Origin of the sequence: Streptomyces sp. CA-250714 (genome assembly GCF_050936705.1) — a bacterium.
Taxonomy (GTDB): domain Bacteria; phylum Actinomycetota; class Actinomycetes; order Streptomycetales; family Streptomycetaceae; genus Streptomyces.
Genome location: NZ_JBNJMI010000001.1, coordinates 1,519,696 through 1,544,753, shown reverse-complemented (window position 1 = coordinate 1,544,753; position 25,058 = coordinate 1,519,696). Strand labels below are relative to the sequence as shown.

At 71.1% G+C, this 25,058-nt stretch carries 22 protein-coding genes; 15 read left to right on the top strand and 7 right to left on the bottom strand.

Annotation, left to right across the window (positions count from 1 at the left end):
* Positions 1 to 254: 254 nt before the first annotated feature.
* The gene (ctaD, locus tag ACQEU8_RS06885; protein WP_433097897.1) at positions 255 to 1,964 is read left to right on the top strand and encodes an aa3-type cytochrome oxidase subunit I; all 1,710 of its coding nucleotides are present in this window, start codon (positions 255 to 257) and stop codon (positions 1,962 to 1,964) included.
* A complete protein-coding gene (ctaF, locus tag ACQEU8_RS06880; RefSeq protein ID WP_433097895.1) occupies positions 1,964 to 2,353 on the top strand; it encodes an aa3-type cytochrome oxidase subunit IV in 390 nt (129 codons plus the stop codon). Before ctaD ends, ctaF begins: the two co-directional genes overlap by 1 nt.
* Here the strand turns inward: ctaF and qcrB are convergent.
* Both qcrB and ACQEU8_RS06870 read right to left on the bottom strand, forming a co-directional pair.
* Positions 2,298 to 3,995, bottom strand: coding sequence for a cytochrome bc1 complex cytochrome b subunit (qcrB, locus tag ACQEU8_RS06875; protein ID WP_433097893.1), 1,698 nt, complete (start codon positions 3,993 to 3,995; stop codon positions 2,298 to 2,300). The two genes, ctaF and qcrB, sit on opposite strands and share 56 nt — an antisense overlap.
* Before the next feature lie 144 nt (positions 3,996 to 4,139).
* Positions 4,140 to 4,556, bottom strand: coding sequence for a CBS domain-containing protein (locus ACQEU8_RS06870; RefSeq protein ID WP_433097891.1), 417 nt, complete (start codon positions 4,554 to 4,556; stop codon positions 4,140 to 4,142).
* Between the two features lie 211 nt (positions 4,557 to 4,767).
* Between ACQEU8_RS06870 and ACQEU8_RS06865 the strand changes: the two genes are divergently transcribed.
* The 3 genes from ACQEU8_RS06865 (at position 4,768) to ACQEU8_RS06855 (ending at position 9,079) form a co-directional block, all read left to right on the top strand.
* A complete protein-coding gene (locus ACQEU8_RS06865) occupies positions 4,768 to 5,682 on the top strand; it encodes a Rieske 2Fe-2S domain-containing protein (protein WP_433097889.1) in 915 nt (304 codons plus the stop codon).
* 144 nt (positions 5,683 to 5,826) lie between these two features.
* Entirely contained in the window at positions 5,827 to 8,073 is a 2,247-nt protein-coding gene (locus ACQEU8_RS06860) for a catalase (protein ID WP_433097887.1), read from the top strand.
* Between the two features lie 103 nt (positions 8,074 to 8,176).
* Positions 8,177 to 9,079, top strand: coding sequence for an SDR family oxidoreductase (locus tag ACQEU8_RS06855; protein ID WP_433097885.1), 903 nt, complete (start codon positions 8,177 to 8,179; stop codon positions 9,077 to 9,079).
* A 51-nt stretch (positions 9,080 to 9,130) separates the two neighbouring features.
* Here ACQEU8_RS06855 and ACQEU8_RS06850 read toward each other — a convergent pair whose 3' ends face one another.
* Together ACQEU8_RS06850 and ACQEU8_RS06845 are read right to left on the bottom strand one after the other, a co-directional pair.
* On the bottom strand, positions 9,131 to 9,466 hold the full coding sequence (locus ACQEU8_RS06850; RefSeq protein WP_433097883.1) for a CDGSH iron-sulfur domain-containing protein: 336 nt from the start codon (positions 9,464 to 9,466) through the stop codon (positions 9,131 to 9,133).
* Positions 9,447 to 10,100, bottom strand: a complete 654-nt coding sequence (locus ACQEU8_RS06845) for a HemK2/MTQ2 family protein methyltransferase (RefSeq protein ID WP_433097881.1) — start codon at positions 10,098 to 10,100, stop codon at positions 9,447 to 9,449. Before ACQEU8_RS06845 ends, ACQEU8_RS06850 begins: the two co-directional genes overlap by 20 nt.
* 146 nt (positions 10,101 to 10,246) lie before the next feature.
* Between ACQEU8_RS06845 and ACQEU8_RS06840 the strand changes: the two genes are divergently transcribed.
* The 9 genes from ACQEU8_RS06840 to ACQEU8_RS06800 all read left to right on the top strand — a co-directional run bounded on the left by ACQEU8_RS06840 (position 10,247) and on the right by ACQEU8_RS06800 (position 17,788).
* Complete coding sequence (locus ACQEU8_RS06840; RefSeq protein ID WP_433097879.1) at positions 10,247 to 10,813, top strand: hemerythrin domain-containing protein; 567 nt, start codon at positions 10,247 to 10,249, stop codon at positions 10,811 to 10,813.
* Positions 10,814 to 11,199: 386 nt separating this feature from the next.
* A complete protein-coding gene (locus tag ACQEU8_RS06835; protein ID WP_433102197.1) occupies positions 11,200 to 12,642 on the top strand; it encodes a hypothetical protein in 1,443 nt (480 codons plus the stop codon).
* Positions 12,614 to 13,219, top strand: coding sequence for a hemerythrin domain-containing protein (locus ACQEU8_RS06830; protein ID WP_433097877.1), 606 nt, complete (start codon positions 12,614 to 12,616; stop codon positions 13,217 to 13,219). Before ACQEU8_RS06835 ends, ACQEU8_RS06830 begins: the two co-directional genes overlap by 29 nt.
* Positions 13,216 to 14,307 (top strand): hydrogenase expression protein HypE, encoded by a 1,092-nt coding sequence (locus ACQEU8_RS06825; RefSeq protein ID WP_433097875.1) that lies wholly within the window; start codon positions 13,216 to 13,218, stop codon positions 14,305 to 14,307. The genes ACQEU8_RS06830 and ACQEU8_RS06825 overlap by 4 nt, the downstream gene beginning before the upstream one ends.
* Positions 14,308 to 14,393: 86 nt before the next feature.
* Positions 14,394 to 16,220: a nickel-dependent hydrogenase large subunit gene (locus ACQEU8_RS06820; RefSeq protein WP_433097873.1), complete on the top strand. Its 1,827-nt coding sequence runs from the start codon at positions 14,394 to 14,396 to the stop codon at positions 16,218 to 16,220.
* On the top strand, positions 16,213 to 16,758 hold the full coding sequence (locus ACQEU8_RS06815; RefSeq protein WP_433097871.1) for a NifU family protein: 546 nt from the start codon (positions 16,213 to 16,215) through the stop codon (positions 16,756 to 16,758). The genes ACQEU8_RS06820 and ACQEU8_RS06815 overlap by 8 nt, the downstream gene beginning before the upstream one ends.
* Positions 16,755 to 17,345, top strand: coding sequence for a DUF5947 family protein (locus tag ACQEU8_RS06810; RefSeq protein WP_433097869.1), 591 nt, complete (start codon positions 16,755 to 16,757; stop codon positions 17,343 to 17,345). The genes ACQEU8_RS06815 and ACQEU8_RS06810 overlap by 4 nt, the downstream gene beginning before the upstream one ends.
* 10 nt (positions 17,346 to 17,355) lie before the next feature.
* Positions 17,356 to 17,562, top strand: a complete 207-nt coding sequence (locus ACQEU8_RS06805; RefSeq protein WP_433097867.1) for a hypothetical protein — start codon at positions 17,356 to 17,358, stop codon at positions 17,560 to 17,562.
* A 16-nt stretch (positions 17,563 to 17,578) separates the two neighbouring features.
* Complete coding sequence (locus ACQEU8_RS06800) at positions 17,579 to 17,788, top strand: hypothetical protein (RefSeq protein WP_433097865.1); 210 nt, start codon at positions 17,579 to 17,581, stop codon at positions 17,786 to 17,788.
* A gap of 3 nt (positions 17,789 to 17,791) precedes the next feature.
* Here ACQEU8_RS06800 and ACQEU8_RS06795 read toward each other — a convergent pair whose 3' ends face one another.
* Both ACQEU8_RS06795 and ACQEU8_RS06790 read right to left on the bottom strand, forming a co-directional pair.
* Complete coding sequence (locus ACQEU8_RS06795; RefSeq protein WP_433097863.1) at positions 17,792 to 18,859, bottom strand: YihY/virulence factor BrkB family protein; 1,068 nt, start codon at positions 18,857 to 18,859, stop codon at positions 17,792 to 17,794.
* A gap of 469 nt (positions 18,860 to 19,328) precedes the next feature.
* Positions 19,329 to 19,766, bottom strand: a complete 438-nt coding sequence (locus ACQEU8_RS06790) for an SPW repeat protein (protein ID WP_433097861.1) — start codon at positions 19,764 to 19,766, stop codon at positions 19,329 to 19,331.
* A 368-nt stretch (positions 19,767 to 20,134) separates the two neighbouring features.
* Here ACQEU8_RS06790 and ACQEU8_RS06785 point away from each other — a divergent pair, with 368 nt between their 5' ends.
* Positions 20,135 to 20,401: a WXG100 family type VII secretion target gene (locus tag ACQEU8_RS06785; protein WP_433097859.1), complete on the top strand. Its 267-nt coding sequence runs from the start codon at positions 20,135 to 20,137 to the stop codon at positions 20,399 to 20,401.
* A gap of 140 nt (positions 20,402 to 20,541) precedes the next feature.
* Here ACQEU8_RS06785 and ACQEU8_RS06780 read toward each other — a convergent pair whose 3' ends face one another.
* The gene (locus ACQEU8_RS06780) at positions 20,542 to 25,023 is read right to left on the bottom strand and encodes an FtsK/SpoIIIE domain-containing protein (RefSeq protein WP_433097857.1); all 4,482 of its coding nucleotides are present in this window, start codon (positions 25,021 to 25,023) and stop codon (positions 20,542 to 20,544) included.
* Positions 25,024 to 25,058 lie beyond the last annotated feature (35 nt).

Sequence of the window (25,058 nt, the reverse complement as noted above, 5' to 3'; positions counted from 1 at the left end):
GTTGCGGCGATCGCATCGACCGCCGAACCCACGCCACTGTGGTTGCTCGCTGCTCCGGCGGAACCAAACGCGGGCCCTCCGCGAGCGCGGGCGACGGGGGCGCAGCCCCCACCACAGCCTCTCCGCGAGCGGGAGGCGGGGGCGCAGCCCCCGTCACCAAGTCCGCCGCGACGGCGAGCAACCACAGCGATCCAGGGTCCGGCGGAAATGTCGACGGGCCAAACCAGAACGTTCGGCCAAAGGGCGGAGGCCATATGCGGTGGCTGACGACGACCGACCACAAGGTGATCGGCAACCTCTACCTCGTCACGTCCTTCTGCTTCTTCCTCGCCGCGGGCGGGATGGCCCTGGTGATGCGGGCCGAGCTGATGCGGCCCGGGATGGAGCTCGTCTCCCGGGAGCAGTACAACCAGCTGTTCACCGTGCACGGCACCATCATGATGCTGCTGTTCGCCACCCCGCTGTTCGCGGGCTTCGCCAACGCGATCATGCCGCTCCAGATCGGCGCGCCCGATGTGGCCTTCCCCCGGCTGAACGCGTTCACCTACTGGGTGTATCTGTTCGGCGGGCTGATGGTGGTCGGCGGGTTTCTGACCCCCAACGGCGCGGCCGACTTCGGCTGGTTCGCGTACGCGCCGCTCAACGGCCCCAAGTACAGCCCCAGTACGGGCGGCGACCTGTGGACCATGGGGCTGGCCGTGGCGGGGCTGAGCACCATCCTCGGCGCCGTCAACTTCATCGCCACCATCATCTGCCTGCGCGCGCCCGGCATGACGATGTTCCGGATGCCGCTGTTCACCTGGAACGTGCTGTTCACCTCGATCCTGGCGCTGTTCGCCTTTCCCGTCCTGTCGGCGGCGCTGCTGGCGCTGGAGGCGGACCGTAAGTTCGGGGCCCATATCTACGACCCGGCCAACGGCGGCGCCGTGCTGTGGCAGCACCTGTTCTGGTTCTTCGGGCACCCGGAGGTCTACATCGTGGCGCTGCCGTTCTTCGGCGTGATCAGCGAGATCCTGCCGGTCTTCAGCCGCAAGCCGCTGTTCGGCTACATCGGGCTGGTCGCCGCGACGGCGAGCATCGCCATGCTCTCCGCGGTCGTCTGGGCGCACCACATGTTCGCCACCGGCGCCGTTCTGCTGCCGTTCTTCTCCCTGATGTCCTTCCTGATCGCCGTGCCGACCGGGGTGAAGTTCTTCAACTGGATCGGCACCCTGTGGAAGGGCTCGCTCAGCTTCGAGACGCCGATGCTGTGGGCGATCGGATTCCTCGTCACGTTCCTGCTCGGCGGGCTCAGCGGCGTCCTGATCGCCTCTCCGCCGCTGGACTTCCACACCACCGACAGCTACTTCATCGTCGCCCATCTGCACTACGTCCTCTTCGGTACGGTCGTCTTCGCCATGTTCGGCGGCTTCTACTTCTGGTGGCCGAAGCTGACGGGCCGGATGCTGGGCGAACGCCTGGGCAAGGTGCACTTCTGGCTGACGCTCGTCGGCTTCCAGCTGACCTTCCTGGTGCAGCACTGGCTCGGCGCCGAGGGGATGCCGCGCCGGTACGCCGACTATCTGCCCGCGGACGGCTTCACGGCGCTCAACACCGTCTCCTCGATCGGCGCGTTCACCCTCGGTGTCTCGACCCTGGTCTTCCTCTACAACGTCTGGTGGACGACGACGCACGCCGAGAAGATCACGGAGCACGACCCATGGGGCTTCGGGCGCTCCCTGGAGTGGGCGACCTCCTGCCCGCCGCCCCGGCACAACTTCGTCGCCCTGCCCCATATCCGCTCCGACTCGCCCGCCTTCTGGCTGCACCACCCCGAGGCCCTGGAGGGAGCCGCGATCGTGGCCCCGGGCGCACCGGAGAGCCCCGGGGTGCGGCCCGTGGGCCCTGACGAGCCGCCCAGCCCGCCGACGCCCGGCATGCAGGACCCCGCGTCGAAGCGGACACCGATGAAGGGGAGCCCCTGATGAAGCTCGAAGCCATTCTCTTCGCGGGCGTCGCGCTCTTCTTCGCCTGCGTCACCGTCCCGTACGCGCTCTACGGCGACGATCCGGCAGGCACCGCCGCCGTGCTGATCGCCACGCTGATGGCTTCGCTCGTCTCGTTCTTCCTGATGGTGCAGTACAAGCGCCGTGGCGTACGGCCCGAGGACCGCAGGGACGGGGAGATCCACGAGCGTGGCGGGCCGCTGGACTTCTTTCCCGCCCGCAGCCCCTATCCGGCGTTGACCGCGCTGGGCGTGGCGACGCTGGGCACCGGCACGGTGCTCGGGCTGTGGCTGGCGCTGATCGGGGTCGGTGTCACCGGCGCCGGAGTGTTCGGGTTCGTTTTCCAGTACGCGCGGACCGACCACTGACCGCACGGTCCTCGCGCTGCTCGGCCCGCAGGCCCGAGACCGCGCTCTGCGCGCGGTCGCGCTGGTGGCCGATGGTCCGCCACTGCCGGGCCGGCGAGTCCTGGTAGTACCAGCGGCTGAGCGCGGCGCGCAGCCGCGCCGCCCGGCTCGCCGCCGCCTCCCCGTCGAGGGGGCGGGGGAAGCGCTGGGCCGCCAGCCGGAACTTCTCACTCTGCGGCAGCGGCTCGTGGTCGGCGCTGAAGGTGCCCTCCACCGACTGCCGTACGTGGCTGGTCTCCTCGCCCTCGATGACGCGTTCGGCGTCCCGTTGCTGCAAGGCCAGGCACAGCCGCTTCGTCAGCAGGAACGCCAGCGGCGGACCCACCACGAGCAGTACGCGGAATGCCCAGGTCAGCCCGTTCAGGGAGACGTCGAAGGTGAAGGCGAGCACATCGTTCCCGCCGGCCAGCAGCAGGATTCCGTAGAAGGTGATCCCGGCGACGCCGAGGGCGGTGCGTACGGGACGGTTCCTGGGCCGGTCGCACACATGCGGAGTCTCGTCCCCGCCGGTGATCCACCGCTCGAAGAACGGATACGCGTACAGGACGAGGAACAGCAGCGCCGGGAGGATGACGGCGGGCACCAGCACGTTCCACATCAGGGTGTGCCCGAACAACGTGGTCTCGAACGGCGGCATCAGCCGCAGCGACCCCTCCAGGAAGCCGACGTACCAGTCCGGCTGAGCGGCTGTCGAGACCTGGCCGGGGCTGTAGGGCCCGTAGTTCCAGACCGGGTTGATCTGCGCCAGCGCGCCCAGCAGCCCCAGCACGCCCGCGACCATGAAGAACAGCCCTGTCGACCGGGCGGCGAACTGCGGCACCATCGCGTGCCCGACCACGTTCCTGTTGGTTCTGCCCGGGCCGCTCCAGTGCGTGTGCTGGAGGACGACCACCAGGATGAGGTGGACCACCACCAGGGCGAGCAGCAGCCCCGGGATCAGCAGGATGTGCAGCGGATAGAGCCGGTCGATGATCTCGTGGCCCGGATACTCGCCGCCGAACGCGAACAGCGTGAGGTACGTGCCCACGACCGGGATCGAGAGCATGATGCCCTCCGCGATGCGCAGCCCCGTGCCCGAGAGCAGGTCGTCGGGGAGCGAGTAGCCGGAGAAGCCCTCGGCGAGCGCCAGGACGAAGAGCGTCAGCCCGATCACCCAGTTGATGTCCCGCGGCTTGCGGAAAGCCCCGGTGAAGAAGATCCGCAGCATGTGCACCCCGATGGCGCTCACGAAGATCAGCGCGGCCCAGTGGTGGATCTGACGGACCAGCAGGCCGCCGCGTACCTCGAAGCTGATCTCCAGCGTCGACGCGTACGCCACCGACATCGGCTGGCCGCGCAGCGGCCGGTAGGCGCCCTGATAGCGGATCTGGGTCATGTCCGCGTCGAAGAACAGGGTCAGATAGACCCCGGTCAGCAGCAGTACGAGGAAGCTGTAGAGAGCCAGCTCCCCGAGCAGGAAGGACCAGTGCTCGGGGAACGCCTTGCGCAGCAGTACCTTCCCGCCCGCGGCGACGGGCAGTCGCTGGTCCGCGGCTTCGAATCCGCGCTCGGCGGCCTTGCGCAGCGCGGCCCGCCGGGCGGCACGGGCCCGTGAGTGTCTCATGCGGTCGCCCTCCTCGAAGACCGCATACCTCAGTGCCCCGCCGCCTCGACGGCAAACGCCTCGGATTGCCGGTTGCCTCGTACGCCCCCGCGACGGCACACCAACGGCGGCGAACGCGCGCCGGAGGGCGGGCCGCGCCCGGGATCAGTCCGCCGAGAGGGCCTCCACCAGCCGTCCCGTCTCCGGGTGCGGCAGGGAGCGGGCGACGTCGGCTACCGCGACCATCCCGACGAGCTGGTCACCGTCGATCACCGGGAGCCGCCGCACCTGATGCCGCGACATGGTCTCCAGCACCTCCTCGGTGCTGTCGTCGGCGCCGATGGTGACGGCCTCGGCCTGGTTGAGGCTGCCGGCCGGGAAGGTCGCCGGATCGCGGCCGGGCCCCAGCACCTTGACCACCAGATCGCGGTCGGTGACGACGCCCTTGAGCTTGTTGTCCTTCCCGCAGATGGGCAGCGCACCGACGCCCAGCTCGGTCATCAGCTCCGCCGCGTCCGCCGCTGTCTGGTCGGTCCGTACGCAGTCGGCGCCGGGGCTCATGATCTCGCGTGCCGTGGTCATCACGACTCCTCACTGCTCGGTGGACTTCGGTCTCTGCTCGATGGACTCCCGCCGGGTCCCCTGCCGCGAGGCACCGAAACAGGCCCGGGACGAGGCACCGGAACAGGCGCGAGGCACCGGAACAGGCACGGAGAGCATCCGAACGGCGGCCGGTGGAGTGGTGCGCGGCGCGGACCGTTTGTCCGCGGCCAGGTGTGGCAACCGGAGCGATATGTCCTCCGAAACGTCGTCCAAGTCGTCCGAATCATCGGCCGCAGCGCCGTCCGAAGCGTCGTCACTCCCCGCGTGGCTCGACAGGCTGGGCACGCTGAGCGCACTCGACCCGGCGATCGGCCCGCTGCAGGCCGCCGTCAAGAAGAGCCCGCTGAGCGGAGTGCGGGACGTGCTGCACGGCACCTGGCTGGGGCACCCGCTGCACCCCGCACTGGTGCAGATCCCCATCGGTGTCTGGACCTCGGCGGGGCTGCTGGACCTGCTGCCGGGTACCCGGCGGGCGAGCCGGGTGCTGATCGGCACCGGGGTGCTCGCCGCGCTCCCCGCGGCCGTGACCGGAGCGACCGACTGGGCGCAGCTGCACAAGCCGCAGCTGCGTACGGGGCTGGTGCACGCGGCGGCCAACGTCGCGGCCCTCGGCCTGTACACGGCGTCACTGGCGGCCCGGCTGCGCGGCCGCGAGTGCCGGGGGCGGCTGCTCGGTTTCAGCGGGCTGGCCGTCGCCGGTGTCGGCGGACTGATCGGTGGTCACCTCGCCTACCGGCAGGCGGTGGGCCCCAACAAGACCGAGCCGGTGCCGCACCTGGTCGAATCCGGCTGGCACCCGGTGGGCAAGGCCGACAGCTTCCCCGTCGGCCAGCCGACGAGCGCCACGCTCGGCGAGGTCCGGCTGCTGGTCTACCGCGAGCCCGCAGGACCGGTACGGGTGCTGGCCGACCGGTGCGCCCACCAGTCGGGCCCGCTGTCCGAGGGCACGGTGGCCGACGGATGTGTGACCTGCCCCTGGCACGGCAGCACCTTCCGGCTCTCGGACGGCTGGAACGTGCATGGCCCCGCCACCGCGCCGCAGCCCAGCTTCGAGGCGCGGGAGCGGGACGGGGTGCTGGAGGTGCGCCTGCCGGACGCCGACTGAGGTGACGGGGCGTCAACTGGCGGCCTCCCGGTACCGGTCCGGCAGGCCTGTGGCATCAGCGGTTACTTCCGATCCCTCCCGTTTCGGGGCTGGACGGCCGGGTTACCCCTGCGGTGGTCCGTCTCTCTTGCTCTTGGAGGTCCCATGGCCGGCCCGGCCCACAAGAATCCGAACGAAGGGGAGCCGTTCGTCCCCGGTCGTCCAGCGCCCGAAGCACCTCCCGTCGAGGAGCCGACCACCCCGCGCGAGCCGCTGCCGCCCAAGCAGGACCAGTCGGGCCCCGAGGTCTACTCCGCCACCGGTGAGCGTGCCGATGTCGATCCGGCGGTATGGGCTCAGACGGGCGGCAGACTCACCACGGCACAGGGCCTGCGGCTGTACGACACGGACCACTCCCTCAAGGCCGGTGAGCGCGGGCCCGTACTGCTCCAGGACCACCATCTCCGGGAGAAGATCACCCACTTCGACCACGAACGGATCCCCGAGCGGGTGGTGCACGCCCGGGGCGCCGCCGCGCACGGCGTCTTCCGCGGCTACGGCACCGCGTCGAAGATCTGCAAGGCGGCCTTCCTCGGCAAGGACGTCGAGACGCCGGTCTTCGTCCGCTTCTCCACCGTGCTCGGCTCCCGCGGCTCCGCCGACACGGTTCGCGACACCCGCGGCTTCGCCACGAAGTTCTACACCTCGCAGGGCACCTTCGACCTCGTCGGGAACAACATCCCGGTCTTCTTCATCCAGGACGCCATCAAGTTCCCCGACGTCATCCACGCCGGCAAGCCGCATCCCGATCGGGAGATCCCGCAGGCGCAGAGCGCGCACGACACCTTCTGGGACTTCGTCTCGCTGCACACCGAGGCCGCCCACCACACCATCTGGAACATGTCCGACCGAGGCATCCCGCGCTCGTTCCGGATGATGGAGGGCTTCGGCGTGCACACCTTCCGGCTGGTCGACGAGCAGGGCGGCACCACGCTGGTGAAGTTCCACTGGAAGCCCAGGCTCGGCGTGCACTCGATGACCTGGGAGGAAGCCCAGATCACCAACGGCATGGACCCGGACTTCCACCGCCGGGACCTGGCGGACGCCATCGAGGCGGGTGCCTTCCCGGAGTGGGAGCTGGGCGTCCAGACGTTCCCCGACACCCCGGAACAGACCTTCCAGGGCGTCGATCTGCTCGACCCGACCAAGATCGTGCCCGAGGAGTGGGCACCGGTGCAGCCCATCGGCCTGCTGACACTCACCGCCAACCCCTCCAACTTCTTCGCCGAGACCGAGCAGGTCGCCTTCCACCCCGGCCACCTGGTGCCGGGCATCGACATCACCGACGACCCGCTGCTGGCCGGCCGGCTCTTCTCGTACATCGACACCCAGATCACCCGGCTGGGCGGTCCCAACTTCGCGCAGCTGCCCATCAACCGGACCCACGCCCCGGTCAACGACATGATCAGGGACGGTATGCACCAGACCGCGGTGCACAGCGGCGTTGCGCCCTACCGCCCCAACTCGCTGGACGGCGGCTGCCCCTTCCTGGCCGGCGCCGGTGAGGGCGCTTACGTGGAGAGCCCGGTCACCGTGCCCCAGGCGGCGAAGGTACGGGCCGCCCCCGCGTCCTTCAGCGACCACACCAGCCACCCGCGGCGCTTCTACCTCAGCCTCAGCCCCGTCGAGCGGGAGCACGTCATCGCCGCGTACACCTTCGAGCTGAGCAAGTGTTACGAGCAGTCCATCAAGGAGCGCCAGCTGCGGGTGCTCGCCGACATCGATCCGGAGCTGTGCGCCGGGGTGGCGGCCGGCCTCGGCCTGCCGGCGCCCGAGCCCTCCGGCCCGCTCGCCGACGTAGAGCCCAGCCCGGCGCTCTCCCAGCTCGGCCGCAGCTGGCCGACCGACGGCCGGGTCATCGGCATCGTCGCCGACGAGAACAGCGACCTGGCGGCGCTGTCCACCCTGCGCTCCACCGTCCACGAAAGCGGCATGGTCCCGCTCGTCATCGCGCCGCACGGTGGTGAACTCGCGGGCGCGGGCGGGCCCGTCGTCGTCCAGCGCACCTTCGCCAACGCCCGCTCCATCGAGTTCGACGCCGTACTGATCGCCGCGGCACCCGGCGTCGGCGCCGACGCCTACGGCGCCCGCGACGCCAAGGCGGGCCTGCACACCGGCAGCGGCGGCATCGACCCCCGTGTCCTGCTGCTGGTCTCCGAGGCGTTCCGGCACGCCAAGGCGCTGGGTGCGTGGGGAGCCGGCGTCGACGTACTCGCGGCGGCGGGATGCCCGCAGGACGCGGCGGGCGTCGTGGTGGCCGACGACCCGCGGTCCGTGTTCTCCCAGGTCACCGAGGTGCTGTCGGAACACCGCGCCTGGGCCAGGTTCCCCGCCGGAGCGTCCGCCGGCTGACCCGGCCGGACTCGGGGCCAACGCCTCCCCGCCCGCCCACCCCGCTCGGAGGCGGTGGGCGGGCCCTGGCGCCGACCGTGATCCGCGAACCGGAGGAGGAAACATGAGCGCAGACGGCAACGGCACCCCGCCGACCGGCGGCCACCCGGCAGACAAGCACCCCAAGCCGGAGTTTCCGCAACAGGAGCAGACCCATCCGGGTGACACCGAAGCCATGCAGCCGCGCCCCGACCACGGCGAGCGCACCTACCGGGGCAGCGGCCGGCTGACCGGCCGGCGCACCCTGATCACCGGCGGCGACTCGGGCATCGGACGCGCCGTCGCCCTCGCCTACGCCCGCGAGGGCGCCGACGTCGCCTTCAGCCATCTGCCGGAGGAGGAGAACGAGGCGCAGGAGACCACACGGCTGGTGGAGGAGGCGGGCCGGCGCGCGGTGGCCGTATCCTGCGACATCCGCCAGGAGGCCGAGTGCCGCCGCCTGGTGGACCGGGCGGCGGGGGAGTTCGGCGGGATCGACGTACTCGTCAACAACGCGGCCTTCCAGATGGCGCAGTCCGGCGGTATCGACGACATCAGCACCGAGCAGTTCGACCGGGTGGTGCGCACCAACCTCTACGGGATGTTCTGGATCACCAAGATGGCGCTCGCCCACATCCCGGAGGGCGGCTGCATCATCAACAGCACCTCGGTACAGGCGTATCAGCCCAAGCCGTATCTGCTCGACTACGCCATGACCAAGGGCGCCATCGTCACCTTCACCCAGGGCCTCGCGCAGAACCTGGCCGAGCGGGGCATCCGCGTCAACGCGGTGGCGCCCGGCCCTGTATGGACGCCGCTGATCCCCTCGACGCTGCCGGACACCTCCGAATTCGGCGCGAAGAGCCTGCTGCAACGGCCCGCGCAGCCCGCCGAGATGGCGCCGGGCTACGTCTTCCTCGCCTCGGAGGACGCCAACTATGTGACGGCGGAGATCCTCAACGCGACAGGCGGCACCCCGCTGCCTTGAGCCTCCGGCCGCTGCCCTGAGCTTCCGGTGAGGTCAGCGGCTCCGGTGAGGTCAGCGGCGAGGTTCCCGCCTGTGCCCCATGTCCTCCCTGCCCGCCTGGTCCTGCCGACCCTGCCCGTCCTGCCGGTCCGTCGGCTCCTGGGCGTCCCGCGTCCGGGAACCGGGGCGGGGACGGGCGCGGCGGCGGTGGCTGGTGTCGCACCAGGGGTAGGTGCGGCTGCGGCGGCAGGTGCACAGGGCCACCGTGAAGCGGTCCGAGGTGAGTGTCCGCCCGTCGTCGAGGCGGACCTCCACGGGGCCCTCCACCAGCATCGGCCCGCCCTGCTCCAGCGTCACGCGCCGTCGGTCGCGGCGCGGCTGGTTCTCCTCAGCGGGTGAGGTCGGCACGGATGACCACCAGTTCCTCGTGTCGTTGTCCGGGAGCGATCAGTTGCTGCTGCTCCAGCCAGTGCGCCCGCTCGCGCAGCACCGGGCCGAAGGGCTGGGTGCGGCGCGCGGTCACCGCCGCCTTCAGCCCCGCCCGGTGCAGCAGGTCCAGGGTGCGCGGGGGGTCGCTCACCGCGGAGTGCACCACGAGCAGGACGCCGTTGTCGGCGAGCAGCCCGGGCGCGGCCTCGCAGATCCGGTCCAGCACCTTGCGCCCGTCCCGCCCGGCGTTCCAGGCGCGGGCCCGGCGTCCGGCATCGCCGCCCGTCCCCATGTGCGGCACATACGGGGGGTTGGCCGTCACGACGTCGAAGCGGCCCCGGGCGGCTGCCATGAAGTCACCGCGGTGTGCCCGTACGGGCAGTCCGCGCAGCCGGGCGTTCCAGGCCGTGGCCAGTGCGGCGCGGGCCGAGAGGTCCACGGCGTGCACCTGGCGGGCTCCCAGCCGCGCACCGGCGAGGGCGACCACGCCGGTGCCGGTGCAGATGTCCAGCATCCGTGCGCCGCGCGGTACGGCCGCGTCGGCCAGCGCTTCGACCAGCAGTTCGGAATCGCCTTGCGGGGCGTACACCCCTGGCGGTCTCAGGAGCCACACGCGTCACCGGGTTCCATGACCGCTGTCCGCTAAACGCCTTTCCTCCCGCATGTCCGGTCGGCGGCGCCGGAGGTTAGGCGGGTGCGCCCGGTGGGGACCCGGTGGCGGCGAGCCGCGGAACAGCTGCCCGCCCGGGAGGAGACGCCATGGGACACGGTGGAACGGTCATCGAGGAACTCACCGCCGACCACCGCGAAGTGGAGGAGCTCTTCGCCAAGATCGAGGCTCTGCCACCCGTCCACGAAAAGCGCAAGCAGTACGCCGACCAGGCCACGATCGCGCTGGTACGGCACTCCGTCGCGGAAGAGGAATACCTCTACCCGGCCGTACGCTCCCACGTGGTCGGCGGGGAGGCCCTCGCGGCCAAGGAGCTGGCGGACAACGAGGGCACCGAGCGGCTGCTGAAGGATCTTGAGGGCCTGGGCGGCGAGGATCCGGCATTCGACCACATCCTGACCAGCCTGATCCAGGAGATCCGCACCCATGTGAGGGACCAGGAGGGCAATCTCTTCCCCCGGCTCGACGAGGCCCTGCCGCAGCCGGTGCTCGCCGAACTCGGTGACAAGGTCCGGCGCGTCAAAAAGCACGCTCCCACCCGTCCGCACCCCGCAAGCCCCCACAAGCCTCCGGCCGTCAAGCTGGTCGCCCCGGGCATCGGCCTCGTGGACCGCACCCGAGACGCGCTCTCCGGCCGCGGCAAGGTCAAGGACTGAGCGCACTCCGCGGACCCGCTCACGCCACACCGACAGTCGCAGAATGGGCAAACCTTAAAAACTGGTGCAAATATGGACGTCGGTGTGTGCGACGGCGCGGTGGCGCCGGTGGCCCGGGAGGCGTGCGAGTGGACGATCCGGCTCAGACCGATCCGGCACGGGCGGAGTGCTGTGCACCGCCTGCTGACGCGTCCGCGAACGGGTGCGTGCACGAGCCGGCGAACGAGACAGCCGACGACTCCGCGTACGAGCCCGCGCACGCGTCCGCGTACGAGTCGGCGAACGAGCCCGCGCACGGGTCCGTGAACGACCCCGCGAACGGGTCCGCGTACGAGCACGCCGACGAGTCCGCGAACGACGCCGCGAACGAGCCCGCAGACGACCCCGTGGACGCGGACTTCGCGCAGCTCCGTGCCGTCGCCGACGCCGTCTGTTACGAGGGCTATCTGCTCTACCCGTACCGCCGCAGCTCGCCGAAGAACCGGGTGCGCTGGCAGTTCGGCGTCCTCGCTCCGCGCGCCTGGGCCGAGGCGAACGGGGCCTGCGGGGCCGGAAGGCCCGGGGTCTCCGGTGCCGCCGAGTCCTGGTACCAGCAGACCGTATGTCTGTTCGAGGCGGCGCCCGAGGCTGTGCTGCGCGTGCGGGTGCGGTACCTCCAGGCGCAGCACAAGAGCGTGCAGCGGCGCACCGGCGGCGACAGCTGGGAGACCGTCGAAGCGCTGGACCTGGACGGCGAGCTGCACCTCTCCTTCGAGGAAGCGGTACCGCGCGAGACGGACATCGAGGTCCCGCTGGCCGATCTGCCGGCGGGGGAGCGTACGTACCCGGTCGGTGCGCCCGGCGGCACGGACACCGCCCCGCTGCCCACCCGGAACGGCACCGCAGCCCGCACCGTGCGCCACCGCGATCCGGTACGCGCCCGCACCACCGTGCACGCCGAACGCCTCGCCGGCCCCGGCGGGCTGCACCGTTTGACCGTTCGTACGGAGAACACCGACGACTCCGTCCCCGCCCACGCACCCCGCGAAGCGGCCCTGCGCGGTGCGCTGCTCGCCACCCATACCCTGCTGGGCGGCGACGGCCTGGAGTTCGTCTCCCTGACCGACCCACCCGCCCATGCACGGGCGTATGTGTCGGGCTGCGACAACCGGCACACCTTCCCCGTGCTGGCCGGGGCCGGGGACGGGCGGCGGACGATGTTCTCCTCGCCGATCCTGCTCGGCGACCATCCGCGGGTCGCGCCGGAGAGCCCCGGCGATCTGCACGATGCCGCCGAGATCGACGAGATCCTCTCGCTGCGCACCCTGCTGCTGACGGACGAGGAGAAGCGGGAGGCGCGGGCCACCGACCCGCGTGCCGCCGCCATCCTCGACCAGGTCGAGAACATGCCACCGGAGGTCTTCGCCCGGCTGCACGGCGCGATCCGGTCCCTGGAACCCGCCGGGCCCGCGCCCCATGACTCCGTACCGGCGCGCCCCGTGCCCTGGTGGCAGGAGGGCGGGGACGAGGGGGTGGCACCGGCGACGGACAGTGTGCTGGTCGACGGTGTCGCGGTGCGGAGCGGCCACCGGGTGCGGCTGTGCCCCAGGGGCCGGGGCGCCGACGCGCACGACATGTTCCTGGTGGACCGCACCGCGCGGGTCGCCGGTGTCTTCCACGACGTGGACGGCGGCGTGCAGGTGGCCGTCACGCTGGACGACGATCCCGCCGCCGAACTGCACGGCTGGTACGGCCGCTTCCACTACTTCCGTCCGGACGAGGTGCGGCCGCTGGCCGGTTGCCACCAGGAGGAGAGGCCCGATGGACGCCATCGACGTGTTGGAGCATGACCACCGGATGGTGGAGCAGCTCTTCCGCGACTACCACGCCGCCGCCTCCGCACGCCAGCGCCGCGCCGTGGTCGAGACCCTGATCAGGGAGCTGTCCAAGCACGCCGCGCTGGAGGAGCTGATGGTCTATCCGCTGGCCAGGAAGGTGCTGCCGGACGGTCAGCAGGACGTCGATGAGCACCTGGCCGAGCACATGGGGGTGAAGAAGACCCTGTTCGCGCTGGACCGGTTGCCGACAGCCGACCGGCACAGCGACACCTACCCGGACGGACACCTCGGCGGGGAGGGCGACCAGCGGGTCCAGGAGCGGACCGACACGCTGATGGCCGAGCTCCAGCGGGAGATCGAGGAGCACGTGGCCGAGGAAGAGGGGCTGATGTTCCCGAAGCTGCGTGCCGCCCTCGACCAGCAGACCCTGGACGAGCTCGGCCGCTCCCTGGAGAAGGCCAAACAGACCGCCCCGACCCGGCCGCATCCGCACGCCCCCGACCAGCCGCCCGCCCTCGCGATGGCGGCGCCGGTGGCCACCGTCTACGACCGTATGCGTGACCGGCTGCAAGGGAGGCCGCGGACATGACCATCGAGAGCGGTACGACACTGGCCGGCGAGCACCCGAGCAGCGCCGACGAACGCAGTGGCTTCGCGGAGGTCGACATCCTGTGGATCTCGGAGGGGATGAGCTGCGACGGCGACACCGTCTCGATGACGGCCTCGGGCCAGCCCGCCGTCGAGGACATCATCCAGGGCCTCGTCCCCGGACTGCCCAGGGTCAACCTCTACAACAAGGTGCTCTCGCCCACCCTCGGCGGCGAGGAGTTCCTGGCCCCGTTCCGGGCCGCGGCCCGCGGCGAGTCGCGGAATCCGTTCATCCTCGTCATCGAGGGTTCCGTCCCCAACCAGAACATCATCGAGGGCGACGGCTACTGGACCTCGTTCGGCAACGACGAGGAGACGGGCGAGCCGCTGCCCCTCAACTGGTGGCTGGACCGGCTGGCGCCGCGCGCCTGGGCGGTCGTCGCGGCCGGCACCTGCGCGGCGTACGGCGGCATCCACGCGATGGCGGGGAACCCCACCGGCTCCATGGGGCTGGCCGACTACCTCGGCTGGGACTTCAAATCGCAGGGTGCGCTGCCGGTCGTCAACGTGCCGGGCTGCCCGATCCAGCCGGAGAACTTCATGGAGACCCTGACCTGGGTGCTGTACCACGCCGCCGGTGCCGCGCCGCCGCCTCCGCTCGACCACATGCTGCGGCCGCAGTGGCTGTTCGGGAAGACCGTGCACGAGGGCTGCGACCGGGCCGCCTACTACGAGCAGGGCGACTTCGCCAAGGACTACAACTCGCCCAAGTGCCAGGTGAAGGTGGGCTGCTGGGGCCCGGTGGTCAACTGCAACGTGCCCAAGCGCGGCTGGATGGCGGGCGTCGGCGGCTGCCCGAACGTGGGCGGCGTCTGCATCGGCTGCACGATGCCAGGCTTCCCCGACGCGTTCATGCCGTTCATGGACGAGCCCACCGGCGGCAGCCTCTCCTCCATCCTGATCCGGCCCTACGGCGCGTTCATCCGGCGGCTGCGCGGCCTCACCAACATCGCCGTGAACCAGGAGCCCAGGTGGCGCCACAACGAGTCGGCGCTGACCAGCGGTTACGACCCCCACTGGCGCCCCTGACCCAGCGGCACCCACGCCGGACCCGGCCCTCGGCACCCCGGGTCCGCCCCCGGCCCATCGACGGCACCGACCAGGTAAGGACTGATATGACGGCAACCGCGGACCGGGCCATGGCGGGGCGTAGGACCCCGCAGGTGGTCGACATGTCCTGGGACCCGATCACCCGGATCATCGGCAACCTCGGCATCTATACGAAGATCGACTTCGCCAACCGCGAGGTGACCGAGTGCCGCAGCACCTCGTCGCTGTTCCGGGGCTACTCGGTGTTCATGAGGGGGAAGGACCCGCGGGACGCCGGCTTCATCACCAGCCGTATCTGCGGCATCTGCGGTGACAACCACACCACCTGCTCCAACTACGCGCAGCAGATGGCCTACGGCGTCAAGCCGCCGCCGCTCGCCGAGCACATCACCAACCTCGGTGAGGCCGCCGAGTACCTGTTCGACCACACCATCTTCCAGGACAACCTGGTCTTCGTGGACTTCTGCGAGGCGATGGTCCGGGCCACCAACCCCGGCGTCCTCGCCAAGGCCGAGCGGACCGAGGCGCCGCACGGCCATGTCCACGGCTACCGCACCATCGCCGACATCATGCGTGCCTTCAACCCGTTCGAAGGCGCCGTCTACAAGGAGGCGTTGCGGGTCAGCCGGATCACCCGGGAGATGTTCTGCCTCATGGAGGGCCGCCATGTGCACCCCTCCACCCTCTATCCGGGCGGAGTGGGCACGATGCCGTCGCCCACCACCTTCACCGACTACCTCTCCCGGCTGATGCGCACCCTCGACTTCGTCAAGAAGTCCGTCAGCATGAACGACGACGTCTTCGACTTCTTCTACGAGGCGCTGCCCGGCTACGAGGAAGTGGGCCGCCGCCGCATCATGCTCGGCTGCTGGGGCGCCTGGCAGAACTACCAGGCGTGCGACTACCGGTACGAGAACATGGGCAGCTGGGGCAAGCAGATGTTCGTCACCCCCGGCGTGATCGTGGACGGCGAACTGGTCACCAACAACCTCGTCGACATCAATCTGGGCATGCGCATCCTGCTGGGCAGCTCCTTCTACGAGGACTGGGTGAACGAGGAGCCGTTCGTCACCCACGACCCGCTCGGCAACCCCGTCGACATGCGCCACCCGTGGAACCAGACGACCGTTCCGGTGCCGCAGAAACGCGACTTCGAGGGCAACTACAGCTGGGTGATGAGCCCGCGCTGGTACGACGCGCAGAGCGGGCAGCACCTCGCGCTGGACACGGGTGGTGGTCCGCTGGCCCGGCTCTGGTCGACGGCGCTGAACGGCCTGGTGGAGACGCCGTACATCAAGGCCACCGGGCACAGCGTGCGGATCTCGCTGCCCAGGAGCGAGCAGCTGCCGGAGATGACCTTCGAGTGGGAGATCCCGAAATGGTCGAACACGATCGAACGTGACCGGGCCCGCCCGTACTTCGTCGCGTATTCGGCGGCCATGGCGCTGGAGTTCGTCGACCGGGCGCTGAGCCTGGTCCGGGCGGGCGACACCAAGATCTTCAGCGACTACGAGCTGCCGGACGAGGCGATCGGCTGCGGCTTCCACGAGGCGGTACGCGGGGTGCTCTCGCACCATCTGGTGATCAAGGACAAGAAGATCGCCAACTACCACCCGTACCCGCCCACCCCCTGGAACGCCAGCCCCCGGGACAGCTACGGCAACCCCGGCCCGTACGAGGACGCCGTACAGGGCCAGCCGATCTTCGAGGAGAACGACCCGGACAACTTCAAGGGCATCGACATCATGCGCACCGTCCGCAGCTTCGACCCCTGCCTGCCCTGCGGTGTCCATATGTACCTCGGCAAGGACAAGGAGCTCCAACAGCTCCACTCCCCGATGTTCGGCGCGGGCGGGGGCGCGGGCGCCGGGACGGGAGCGGGCCATGGCTGATGCTTCCCGGCTGGCGGACGCGGACGTCGAAGAGCGTCTGCTCCGCCTCGACGAACTCCTCGAACGCGTCGAGAAGATGACCGGTCCGACCGCCGATGCCGCCCTGGAGGCCGTACGCGGACTGACGGAGCTGTACGGCGAGGCCCTGGCGCGGATCCGTGACCTCGCCGGTCCCGAACTGACCGGGCGGCTGGCCGACGACCAGCTCGTGGGCCACCTCCTGGTGCTGCACGAACTGCACCCCGAGCCGGTCGGGCGCCGCGTCGCCACCGCCGTCGACCGCATCGCGGAGGTACTGCGCGAGCGCGGCGCCACCGTCGAACTCGTGGGCGTCGACGGGGGAGTGGCCACCGTCCGGCTCACCACGAAGGGGTGCGGAGGCTCCGCGTCCGGCATCGAGGAAGCCGTGCGCGAGGCCGTACTGGCCGCGGCACCAGAACTCACCGAGGTCCGCCGGGTGGCGGACGAGCCGGCCCCGGCTTTCGTACCGCTGGAGTCGCTGCTGCCCACCGCCGCACCGGCCGCGGGGACGGCATGAGCCCCGGCGCCCTCGCCCGCGTGATGCGCCGGGCTGCCGAGCCGCCCCCGGCGGAGGACGCGGAACGCTGCGATCTGTGCGCCGCCCCCGTACCGGCCGACCATCGGCATCTGCTGGAGACCACGGGGGAGCAGGTGCTGTGCGCCTGCCGGCCCTGCTCGCTGCTGTTCGTACGGGAGGCCGCCGGTGCGGGCCGCTACCGGCTGATCCCGCACCGCCGTCGGCGCCTGGCCCCGGTGCCGACCGCGCCGCTGGGCGTCCCGGTCGGGCTCGCGTTCTTCGTGCCGTACGCCGACGGGAGCGTACGCGCCCACTACCCGGGGCCCGCAGGTGCTGCCCGGTGGGAGGTCGACCCCGGGGCGTGGCACGAGACCGTCGAGCGCTGCCCCGAGCTGGCCACCCTGGCGGCCGGTGTCGAGGCGCTGCTCGTCAACACCGTCCAGGGCCGCGAACAGCACTGGATCGTCCCGGTCGACGACTGCTTCCGCATGGTGGCCGTCGTCCGCCGGGAGTGGCGGGGCCTGTCCGGCGGCAGCCGGGTGTGGCCCGCGCTCGACCGGTTCTTCGCCGAACTGACCGAACAGTAAGGAGGACGCCATGGGCCGGATCCGCGTCGGAAAACCGCAGGTGAAGCCGGACACCCCCAATCACGTCCGGGGCATGCACCAGGGCAACAAGGGTCTGTACAACCGCCAGCCGGGCCACCACGAGGACGGCACTGCCGACGCCCGGCGCTCCACGGGCATCCACTGGAAGAAGCACAACGCCATCATGAAGATCATGCCCAGCATTCCGCCAGGCTGAGGAGTTGAGACCTGCCATGCGGCGACACCCCCTCTCACGCAACACCCACCGGCCGGCCCGGCACCGGCACCGGCCCTGCCGGGCCAGACGCGTACTGATCGGCCAGATGACGGCGATCGGCGTACTCGGCCTGGCGATGTTCCTGCGCGAACTCCCGGGCCTGGTACGCGAGATCCGGATCTGGCGCATGGTCGGCTTCCGCTCCGGCTCCCGCCGCCCGAGGTGACCGTCAGCCCCGATCCTGCCGTTCCGCTGCGGGATCCTCGGGGGGCGGATCTCCCGGGGGCGGGTCTTCGGCGGGCGGGGCGCCCGGGGGCGGCCGCTGGAGGAACTCCACGGTGACGGTCTGGAAGCCCTTGAACGTCTCCGTGGTGGCATAGGAGGCGTACGCCTTACGGTCGGCCCAGTTCAGCCACACCCGGTCGGTGAACGGCGCCAGCAGACTGCGGGGCCACAGCCGATGGGCCCGCACCACGCTCACCTCGGCCGCCACCACGAAGATCAGCGCGCCCAGATAGATCCAGCCGAGCAGACCGAGCACGATCCCGAACATCCCGTACGTCGTGCTCGCGCCGCGCAGCACATTGGTGGCGTAGTACCCGCCGGCCCATTGCAGCAGCTGCCATGCGCAGGCACCACCGAGGGACTCGGCCCACAGCCGGCGCAGCGCCACCTGGTGGTGGGTGAGGAAGGTGAAGGTGGCCAGCAGCAGACCGGCGTTTACGGCCACCGCCACCAGGGTGATCGTCGCGCGCAGCCCGGTGCCCAGGTCCGTGCCGAACGCCCGGGACTCCGAGGTGGCGAGCGAGAGCAGCAGCGTCACGGACAACCCGCACGCCACCGTCATCAGGAACAGCATCCCCTTCAGCCGCGACTTGAAGGGATCGTGCCGCTGGTACCGGGGCACCGCCCAGATCTTGTTGAGGCTGTACTGCGCGGCCTGCGCGACTCCCAGGCTGCCGTAGAGACTTCCCGCCACACCGACCGCGAGGGCGATGCCGTTGCTGCGGAACGCGTGGACCCGCCCCCGCAGCTGCTCGCCGAGCACCGGGAACTCGGCGAGCACCGAGTTCAGCAGCCGCCGCTGGAGCTCCGGATTGTCCTCGAGGAAGAACCCGAGCCCGGAGACGAACAGCAGCAGCGCGGGGAAGATCGACAGGAAGGTGTAGTAAGTGAGCAGGGCGATCAGATAGAGGGCCTGGTCGTCGAAGATCTTGTAGACGACGGCGAGGGGCAGACCCGCCCAGCTGTGCCGCTGCTGAAAGGCGTCGATCCGCTGCGCCGTGCCCATGCCCATGGCCCGTCGGACGCCTCCTTGACTGCCCGTGTGCCGATCGACGGCCTACCGCCTGATTGCCGTGCCAGCCGTGTCGGCGGCCGTGCCGGGTCGCCGAGCCGCCGGGGCTGCACCCCGGGCGCGGGCAGCGGCCCTCACCACTCAAGCCAATCCCAGCTCGGCGCGGGCCGCACCCCCTGGGGGCCATCCGGCGGCGGGTGTGCGGGCCGGGGCACGCGCGCGCCGCGGGCCGGGAGCTGGCGTACGGGGCGCGTCACGGGGCGGTGCGCCGCGAGCCTTGAGCGCGATGAGGCGTCGCGGGAGCCGCATACGAGGCGAGGCGTCGCGGGAGCATCGCGGGGGCGCACACGAAGCGGGCGGCGCGGTCGCATCTCAGACCGCTCCGCCCGTCCGTACGCGCGTCGGATCCCGCGCGTCATCTTCTGTTGGCTCTGTTCGTGTCCTGCGTCCGCGCGTCAGGCGCTGGGCGTCATGTCTTCCGTTTGCCCATGATCGCCAACCCCATGACCGCGAGTCCGCAGACGGCTGCCACACCTCCCGCGACCACATTGTTGACCACGATCTGCGCCGTGTCCGGAGCCCCCTTGATCACCCACTGCGAGATGATCACCCAGACTCCGAGCAGCGGCGCGGTCCAGCCCAGCAGATGCGTCCGCTCGTAAGCGGAACCGAATCCGAGGGCGAGCACCGCGAACGCCAGACCGACGATGAGGTTGCTCGTCGTCAGGGCGGTCGAACCGTTGAATCCGACCACCCACGGTGAGATCGCGATGTAGAGACCGGTGAGGAAGGTCAGCCCCTCCACGATCTGTGCGACCGGCGTGGACCCGGCTTTCTCGTACCGAGCACGCATCTCCACCAGGTCGGGGTGGTGCTCCATGGTGGTACCGGGCGTAGGTGCTGCCATGGTCGTCCTCCTTCCTTGGAGCGCCTGCGGCGGAACGGCCAAGACCGCCCACCACCTACCCCGAGTGACCACGAAACGGAATAAATCACCTCATTCGTTGTGATTTACCTCACATTTTTCAAATCGGTCACTGGTGAGTGCTCTGTGTGATCGGTGCGTGCGGAGCGTGACCGAGGGAGTGGTGGGCGGTGCACCATGCCGACCGGCAGTAGCTTCCCCGTGTATGACGGAGGGTGTTGCCGCGGCGGCACCACCGGTCCGCGTAGGAGGCTGTTGACGGCCTGTGACATGAAGGGGTCCAGCGGGGACGTGAAGTGCGTTACCGTGCTGCAAGACGTGTCAATGCCGGAAAACGGGGAGGGTTCCTTATGGGAATGAACGGTGCCGACCTTGCGCGACTGCGGGAGCTGGCGGGGAAGTTCGACGGTGACGCCAACACGCTGTCCGGGCTGATCACCAGCCTGCAGAGCGCCTGCAACGACAGTGGGGGCTACTGGACCGGTGGCAAGGCGCAGCAGTTCCGTACCGAGTGGGAGGGGCTGAAGCCGACGTTCGACAAGTTCGTGGAGACGCTGCGGGAGGCCGGACGTGCCGCCCGGACCAACGCGGACAACATCGACCACGCCACCAACTGATCCACCGCTGACCGATCCAGCACGGACGGGCCGCAGCCACTTCGGCTGCGGCCCGTCCGCGTGTGCGGGCACCATGTGCAGGGGGGCGGCCGGGGGCGTACGAGGGTCGCATCCCGCGTGCGGGATGCGACCCCCGGGGCTCACTCGTCCGTGACGGCCTGCACCGGCATCATGTCGCCGCTGAGCACCAGCAGCCCGCGCCCTGTCACGCCGGAGGCCGTCGCGCGGGGCAGCCGGATGTTGAACAGCTCGCCTTCCGAGTTGTTCTGCGGCGAGAGCAGCAGCCCGCTGCGGGCGCGCCGGGCTTCCTTGACGAAACCGCGGTACTGCGAGGTCAGCGAGTCCGTGGTGCCGGCCGCCACCAGACCGTGGCCGCCGTCCACCCCGCTGCGCACCACCGCTTCCAGCACGGAGTCCAGCGGTGTGTCGTACACCAGCTCGGCGTCGTCGACGACCACCGCGTACCGGCCTCCCTCGGCGGCCCGGTCCAGCAGCGCCTGCAACGGGGCCGCGTCACCCGTCTCCCGTACCACGCCCAGCACCCCCGGTTCGTCCGCCAGTTCGCGCAGTGGCGAGCGCTTCGGGGTGACGACGACGAGGGGCAGGCCCGCGCGCAGCAGTGACCGGGCCGCCGCGCACACCGTAGTGGAGCGGCCCGACTTGGGCGGGCCCGCGATGACGAAGCCGGGACCGTGCTGGCCCAGATCCACGCCGATCGGGGCGAGTTCGTCGCCGCCCACGCCCACCAGCGCCCACAGCGGGGACGGCGGGGTGAACTCCGGGTCCAGCGCCAGGGCCTCGCTCGTCGTGGCGCGCCCCGGGAGGGCGTCCACCCGCATCGGGCGCAGGGCGCGCGGCGGGCGGCCGTGCACCGAGGCGGCCCGCTCGGCGATACGCCGGATGGCACCCACCTGCGCCTGGCCGGAGGGGTCGGCGTCCAGCAGCGCGATCTGACTCTCCAGCACCCCGTCGTCCCCGGGTCGCAGGGCGCGGCCCGGCGGAAGGTGGGAGGGCACGTCCCGGGGCGTCATACCGGCCGTGGTGTAGTCGTTGTGGTCGGCCAGCCGCAGGATGAGCCGGTCGCCGAAGGAGGACGAGACGACGCCCGACAGGCCGCTGCGCCCCGCGGTCATCACCACCCGCAGGCCGACGGAGGGCCCCTCGCGGAACAGCTGGTTCATGGCGTCGATGAGCTTGCCGTAGTCGTACGGCTCGAAGGTGGCGGTGTAGCTCTCCCAGCCGTCGAGCAGCAGCACCAGCCACGGCAGCCGTTCCTCGGGGGAGACGGCGGAGGCGCGCTGTTCGGCGACGCTCGCGGCGCCCGCCCGGGCCAGGATCTGCTGGCGGCGGGCGATCTCGGCCTGGAGCCTGGCCAGCAGCCGGGTGAGCCGGTCGGTCTGGTCCCGGGTGACGACCGCGCCGCAGTGCGGCAGCACGGAGAGCGGCACCAGCGCGTTGGAGCCGCAGTCCACGCCGTACAGATGGACATCGGCCGGGGAGGCGACATCGGCCAGCGAGGCGGCGATGGTCCGCAGCGCCGTCGAACGGCCCGAGCGCGGCCCACCGACCAGCAGCAGATGGTCGCCGTCCACCAGATCCAGGGTCAGCGCCTCGCGGGCCTGCCGCGCCGGTACGTCGGTGACGCCGAACACGGCGGGCGGCACATCGTCGCGGCGGCCGCCCGTCGGGCGGGGCACCTCGGCCACCGTCACCAGGTCGGACAGCGGCTCCAGCCAGGGCCGGTACGGCTCCTCGCACGGCAGCGCGGCTGCGCTCTCCCCGACGGCCTCGACCAGCAGCGCCAGGTCCGTCAGCGGATCGTCGTCCGGGCGGCCCTGCTGCTTGGGCCGGGTGGGCGCGGGCAGGCCCAGATCCTGCCACGCCACCGGCACGGCCCACGGATCGCTGCTGTGCTCGGCGGCCGTCTGCGGCCTGCGCCCGCCGACGCGGCCCGACTGGAACGGCAACAGCGAGGAGGCGCCCAGCCGCACCAGCGCCCGCCCCGGTGTGCTCTTGGAGATGTACGCCGAGTCGGGCGCGTCGATGACGTCCTGGCTCTCGGAGTTGTCGGTCATCCGCAGCGCGATCCGCAGGTTGGTGTTGGCCCGGATCTCGGGCGAGACCACACCGCTGGGCCGCTGGGTGGCGAGGATCAGATGGATGCCCAGGGAGCGGCCCCGCTGGGCGATGTTGACCAGACCGGTGACGAAGTCCGGCAGCTCCCGGGCCATCGAGGCGAACTCGTCGACGACGATCAGCAGCCGGGGCAGCGGCGCCAGGGACGGGTCCCGGCGGGTGGCACGCTCGTACGCCTCGATGTCCTTGGCGCCGACCGGCTCCAGGATCCGCTCGCGGCGGCGTACCTCCGCGTCGAGGGAGACCAGCGCCCGCTTCACCAGATGGGAGTCGAGGTCGGTCACCATGCCGACGGTGTGCGGCAGTTGCTCGCAGCCCTTGAACGCCGCGCCGCCCTTGTAGTCGACCAGTACGAAGTTCATCGCGTCCGGCCGGTTGGTCACCGCCAGCGACGCCACCAGCGTCTGCAGCAGCTCGGACTTACCGGATCCGGTGGTGCCGGCGACCAGCCCGTGCGGCCCGTCCCGTACGAGATCGATGGTGAACGGCCCGTCGAAGGAGGCACCCACCACGGCGGCGGTCGACCGGCCGCCCGCCGCCCAGCGCGCCGTGATCGCGGCGGCCGACGGCGGCTCCAGGCCCAGCAGGTCCAGCAGCCGGCAGGAGTCCGGCAGGGCGCCGGCCTCCTTCTCGCTCACATCGCGGACCGGCGCCATGGCGCGGGCTACGGACTCGCACCAGACGGGTGGCACACAGTCCGGCCGTACGGACTGCACCGGGTTCTCACCGAACTGCGACACCTGCAACAGCCCGAAGTGGTCCTCCTCCACCAGCGCCCGGCACTCCTCGGGCAGCAGCCCGCGGTCCGCGTCCAGACACACCAGGTGGATACCGAAGCGGGGCCCCTCACGCAGCAGCTGGGTCAGCCCGGGCAGCGCGCGCAGCCTGCGGGAGCCGTCGAGGACGACGAGCATGGACGGGCCGCGCCACTGGTCCTCGGCGCCAGGACGCCGTTCGCCCGCGGCCTCCTGGCGTGCGCCGAGCAGTGCCAGCAGTTCGCTGATCCGGCGGGCCACGCTCTCCATCTCGGTGCCCAGCAGCGCCACCGCGCCGTGGCCCTCGCGGCCGCGGGCGTGCGGCAGCCACCGCACCCACTCCCAGCACTCGCGGCCCGACGGATCGGTCAGCACACAGATGCTGAGGTCCGCCGGGCTGTGCAGCACCGACGCCTGCGCGACCAGCCAGCGCCCGACCGCGCGGGGCAGCTCACCGCGGCCCGCCACGCCGAGGATGCCGTGGGTACGCAGCGGAACGCCCACCGGGACGTCCGTCAGCATCCGCGGCTCGGTACGGCGGTGTTCCTGCTGGTTGGGGTCGTTCACCTCCACCTCGGAGGGCAGCGTGCCGGTGCCGACGCGCAGCACGCCGAAGTCGTCGTCCTCCAGCCGCCGTTCCCACAGCCGCTGCCCTGGCCCGGTGGCGACGGCGTACAGCTCGGCCGGGTCCGGGCAGGCCAGCCGGCGCGCCGCCGTCTCCTCGGCCATCGCCTTGCGCGCCTGGAATTCGATGGAGACCTTGTGCTGCTCGTATTCGCGGCGCTTACGGCGGTGGGACCTTCTGCCGTGCCGGCGGTCGTAGAAGTGGTTGGCGACGAGTGTGACCGGGGTCAGCACCGCCATGATCAGATAGATGGCGCTGCCCAGCAGCACCACCATTGCGATGGCAGCCACCAGAGGTGCGAGCGCGACCGCCCACGGCAGCGGCCGGTTCTCCGACTGCGTGGGCCGGGAGGGGAGTTGGAACTTCGTCTTGCGATCGGACGGCTTGATCCGCGGCGGCCGGTTGTAGTCCAGCCCCGTACCGTCCTGCGAGGGCTTGAGCGCGGCGTCGGGGAAGGTGGGCTCGCGCAGCTCGAACAGCGAGTGCCCGGCAGCGATGACGCCGCGCTGCCGCCACATCTTCGGCTGCTCCAGCTGCCGGCCGTCCATCGTGACACTGCTGCCGAAGGCCGGCTTGACGGTCACGGTGCCGTCGACAGCCACATCGATCTCACAGGCCGAGCTGGGCAGCGTGCTGTCCGCCAGCCGTACCCACGCCTCGGGTCCGCTGCCGACGACGGCGACGCCCGGGCCCAGCCGGTACACCCGGCCGGCGTCCGGACCGCCCACCACCCGCACTTCCACGGTGCCCTGCGCCTCAGGGCCCGGGCAGGCGCCGGGCGCTCCCACGGAGACCGTCGCGCCGTCCCGTACGGGGGAGGCGGCCACCGGGATGTCGGGGTCGAGGGCGTAGCCGTTGACGTACAGGGCGGGCGCACCGTTGTCGCCTCCCGCACCGCCGTTGCCACCCGCGGCGAGGTCGCCTCCCGCCCCGATGCCGCCGCCCCCGGCGCCGCCGCCCGGGAGTCCGCTGCCCGGGGCGCTGCCGCCCAGCTGCCGGGCGACCTCCCGCGCGACGGTCCCGACGGCGGCGTCGGGCTCGACATCCACCAGCAGATCCGTACGCCGCCCTCCCGCGGCGTCGGCGGCGGTAAGCCGCAGTTCCATATGAGCTCTCCCCCGGGGTCGGCCGGTGTCCGTTC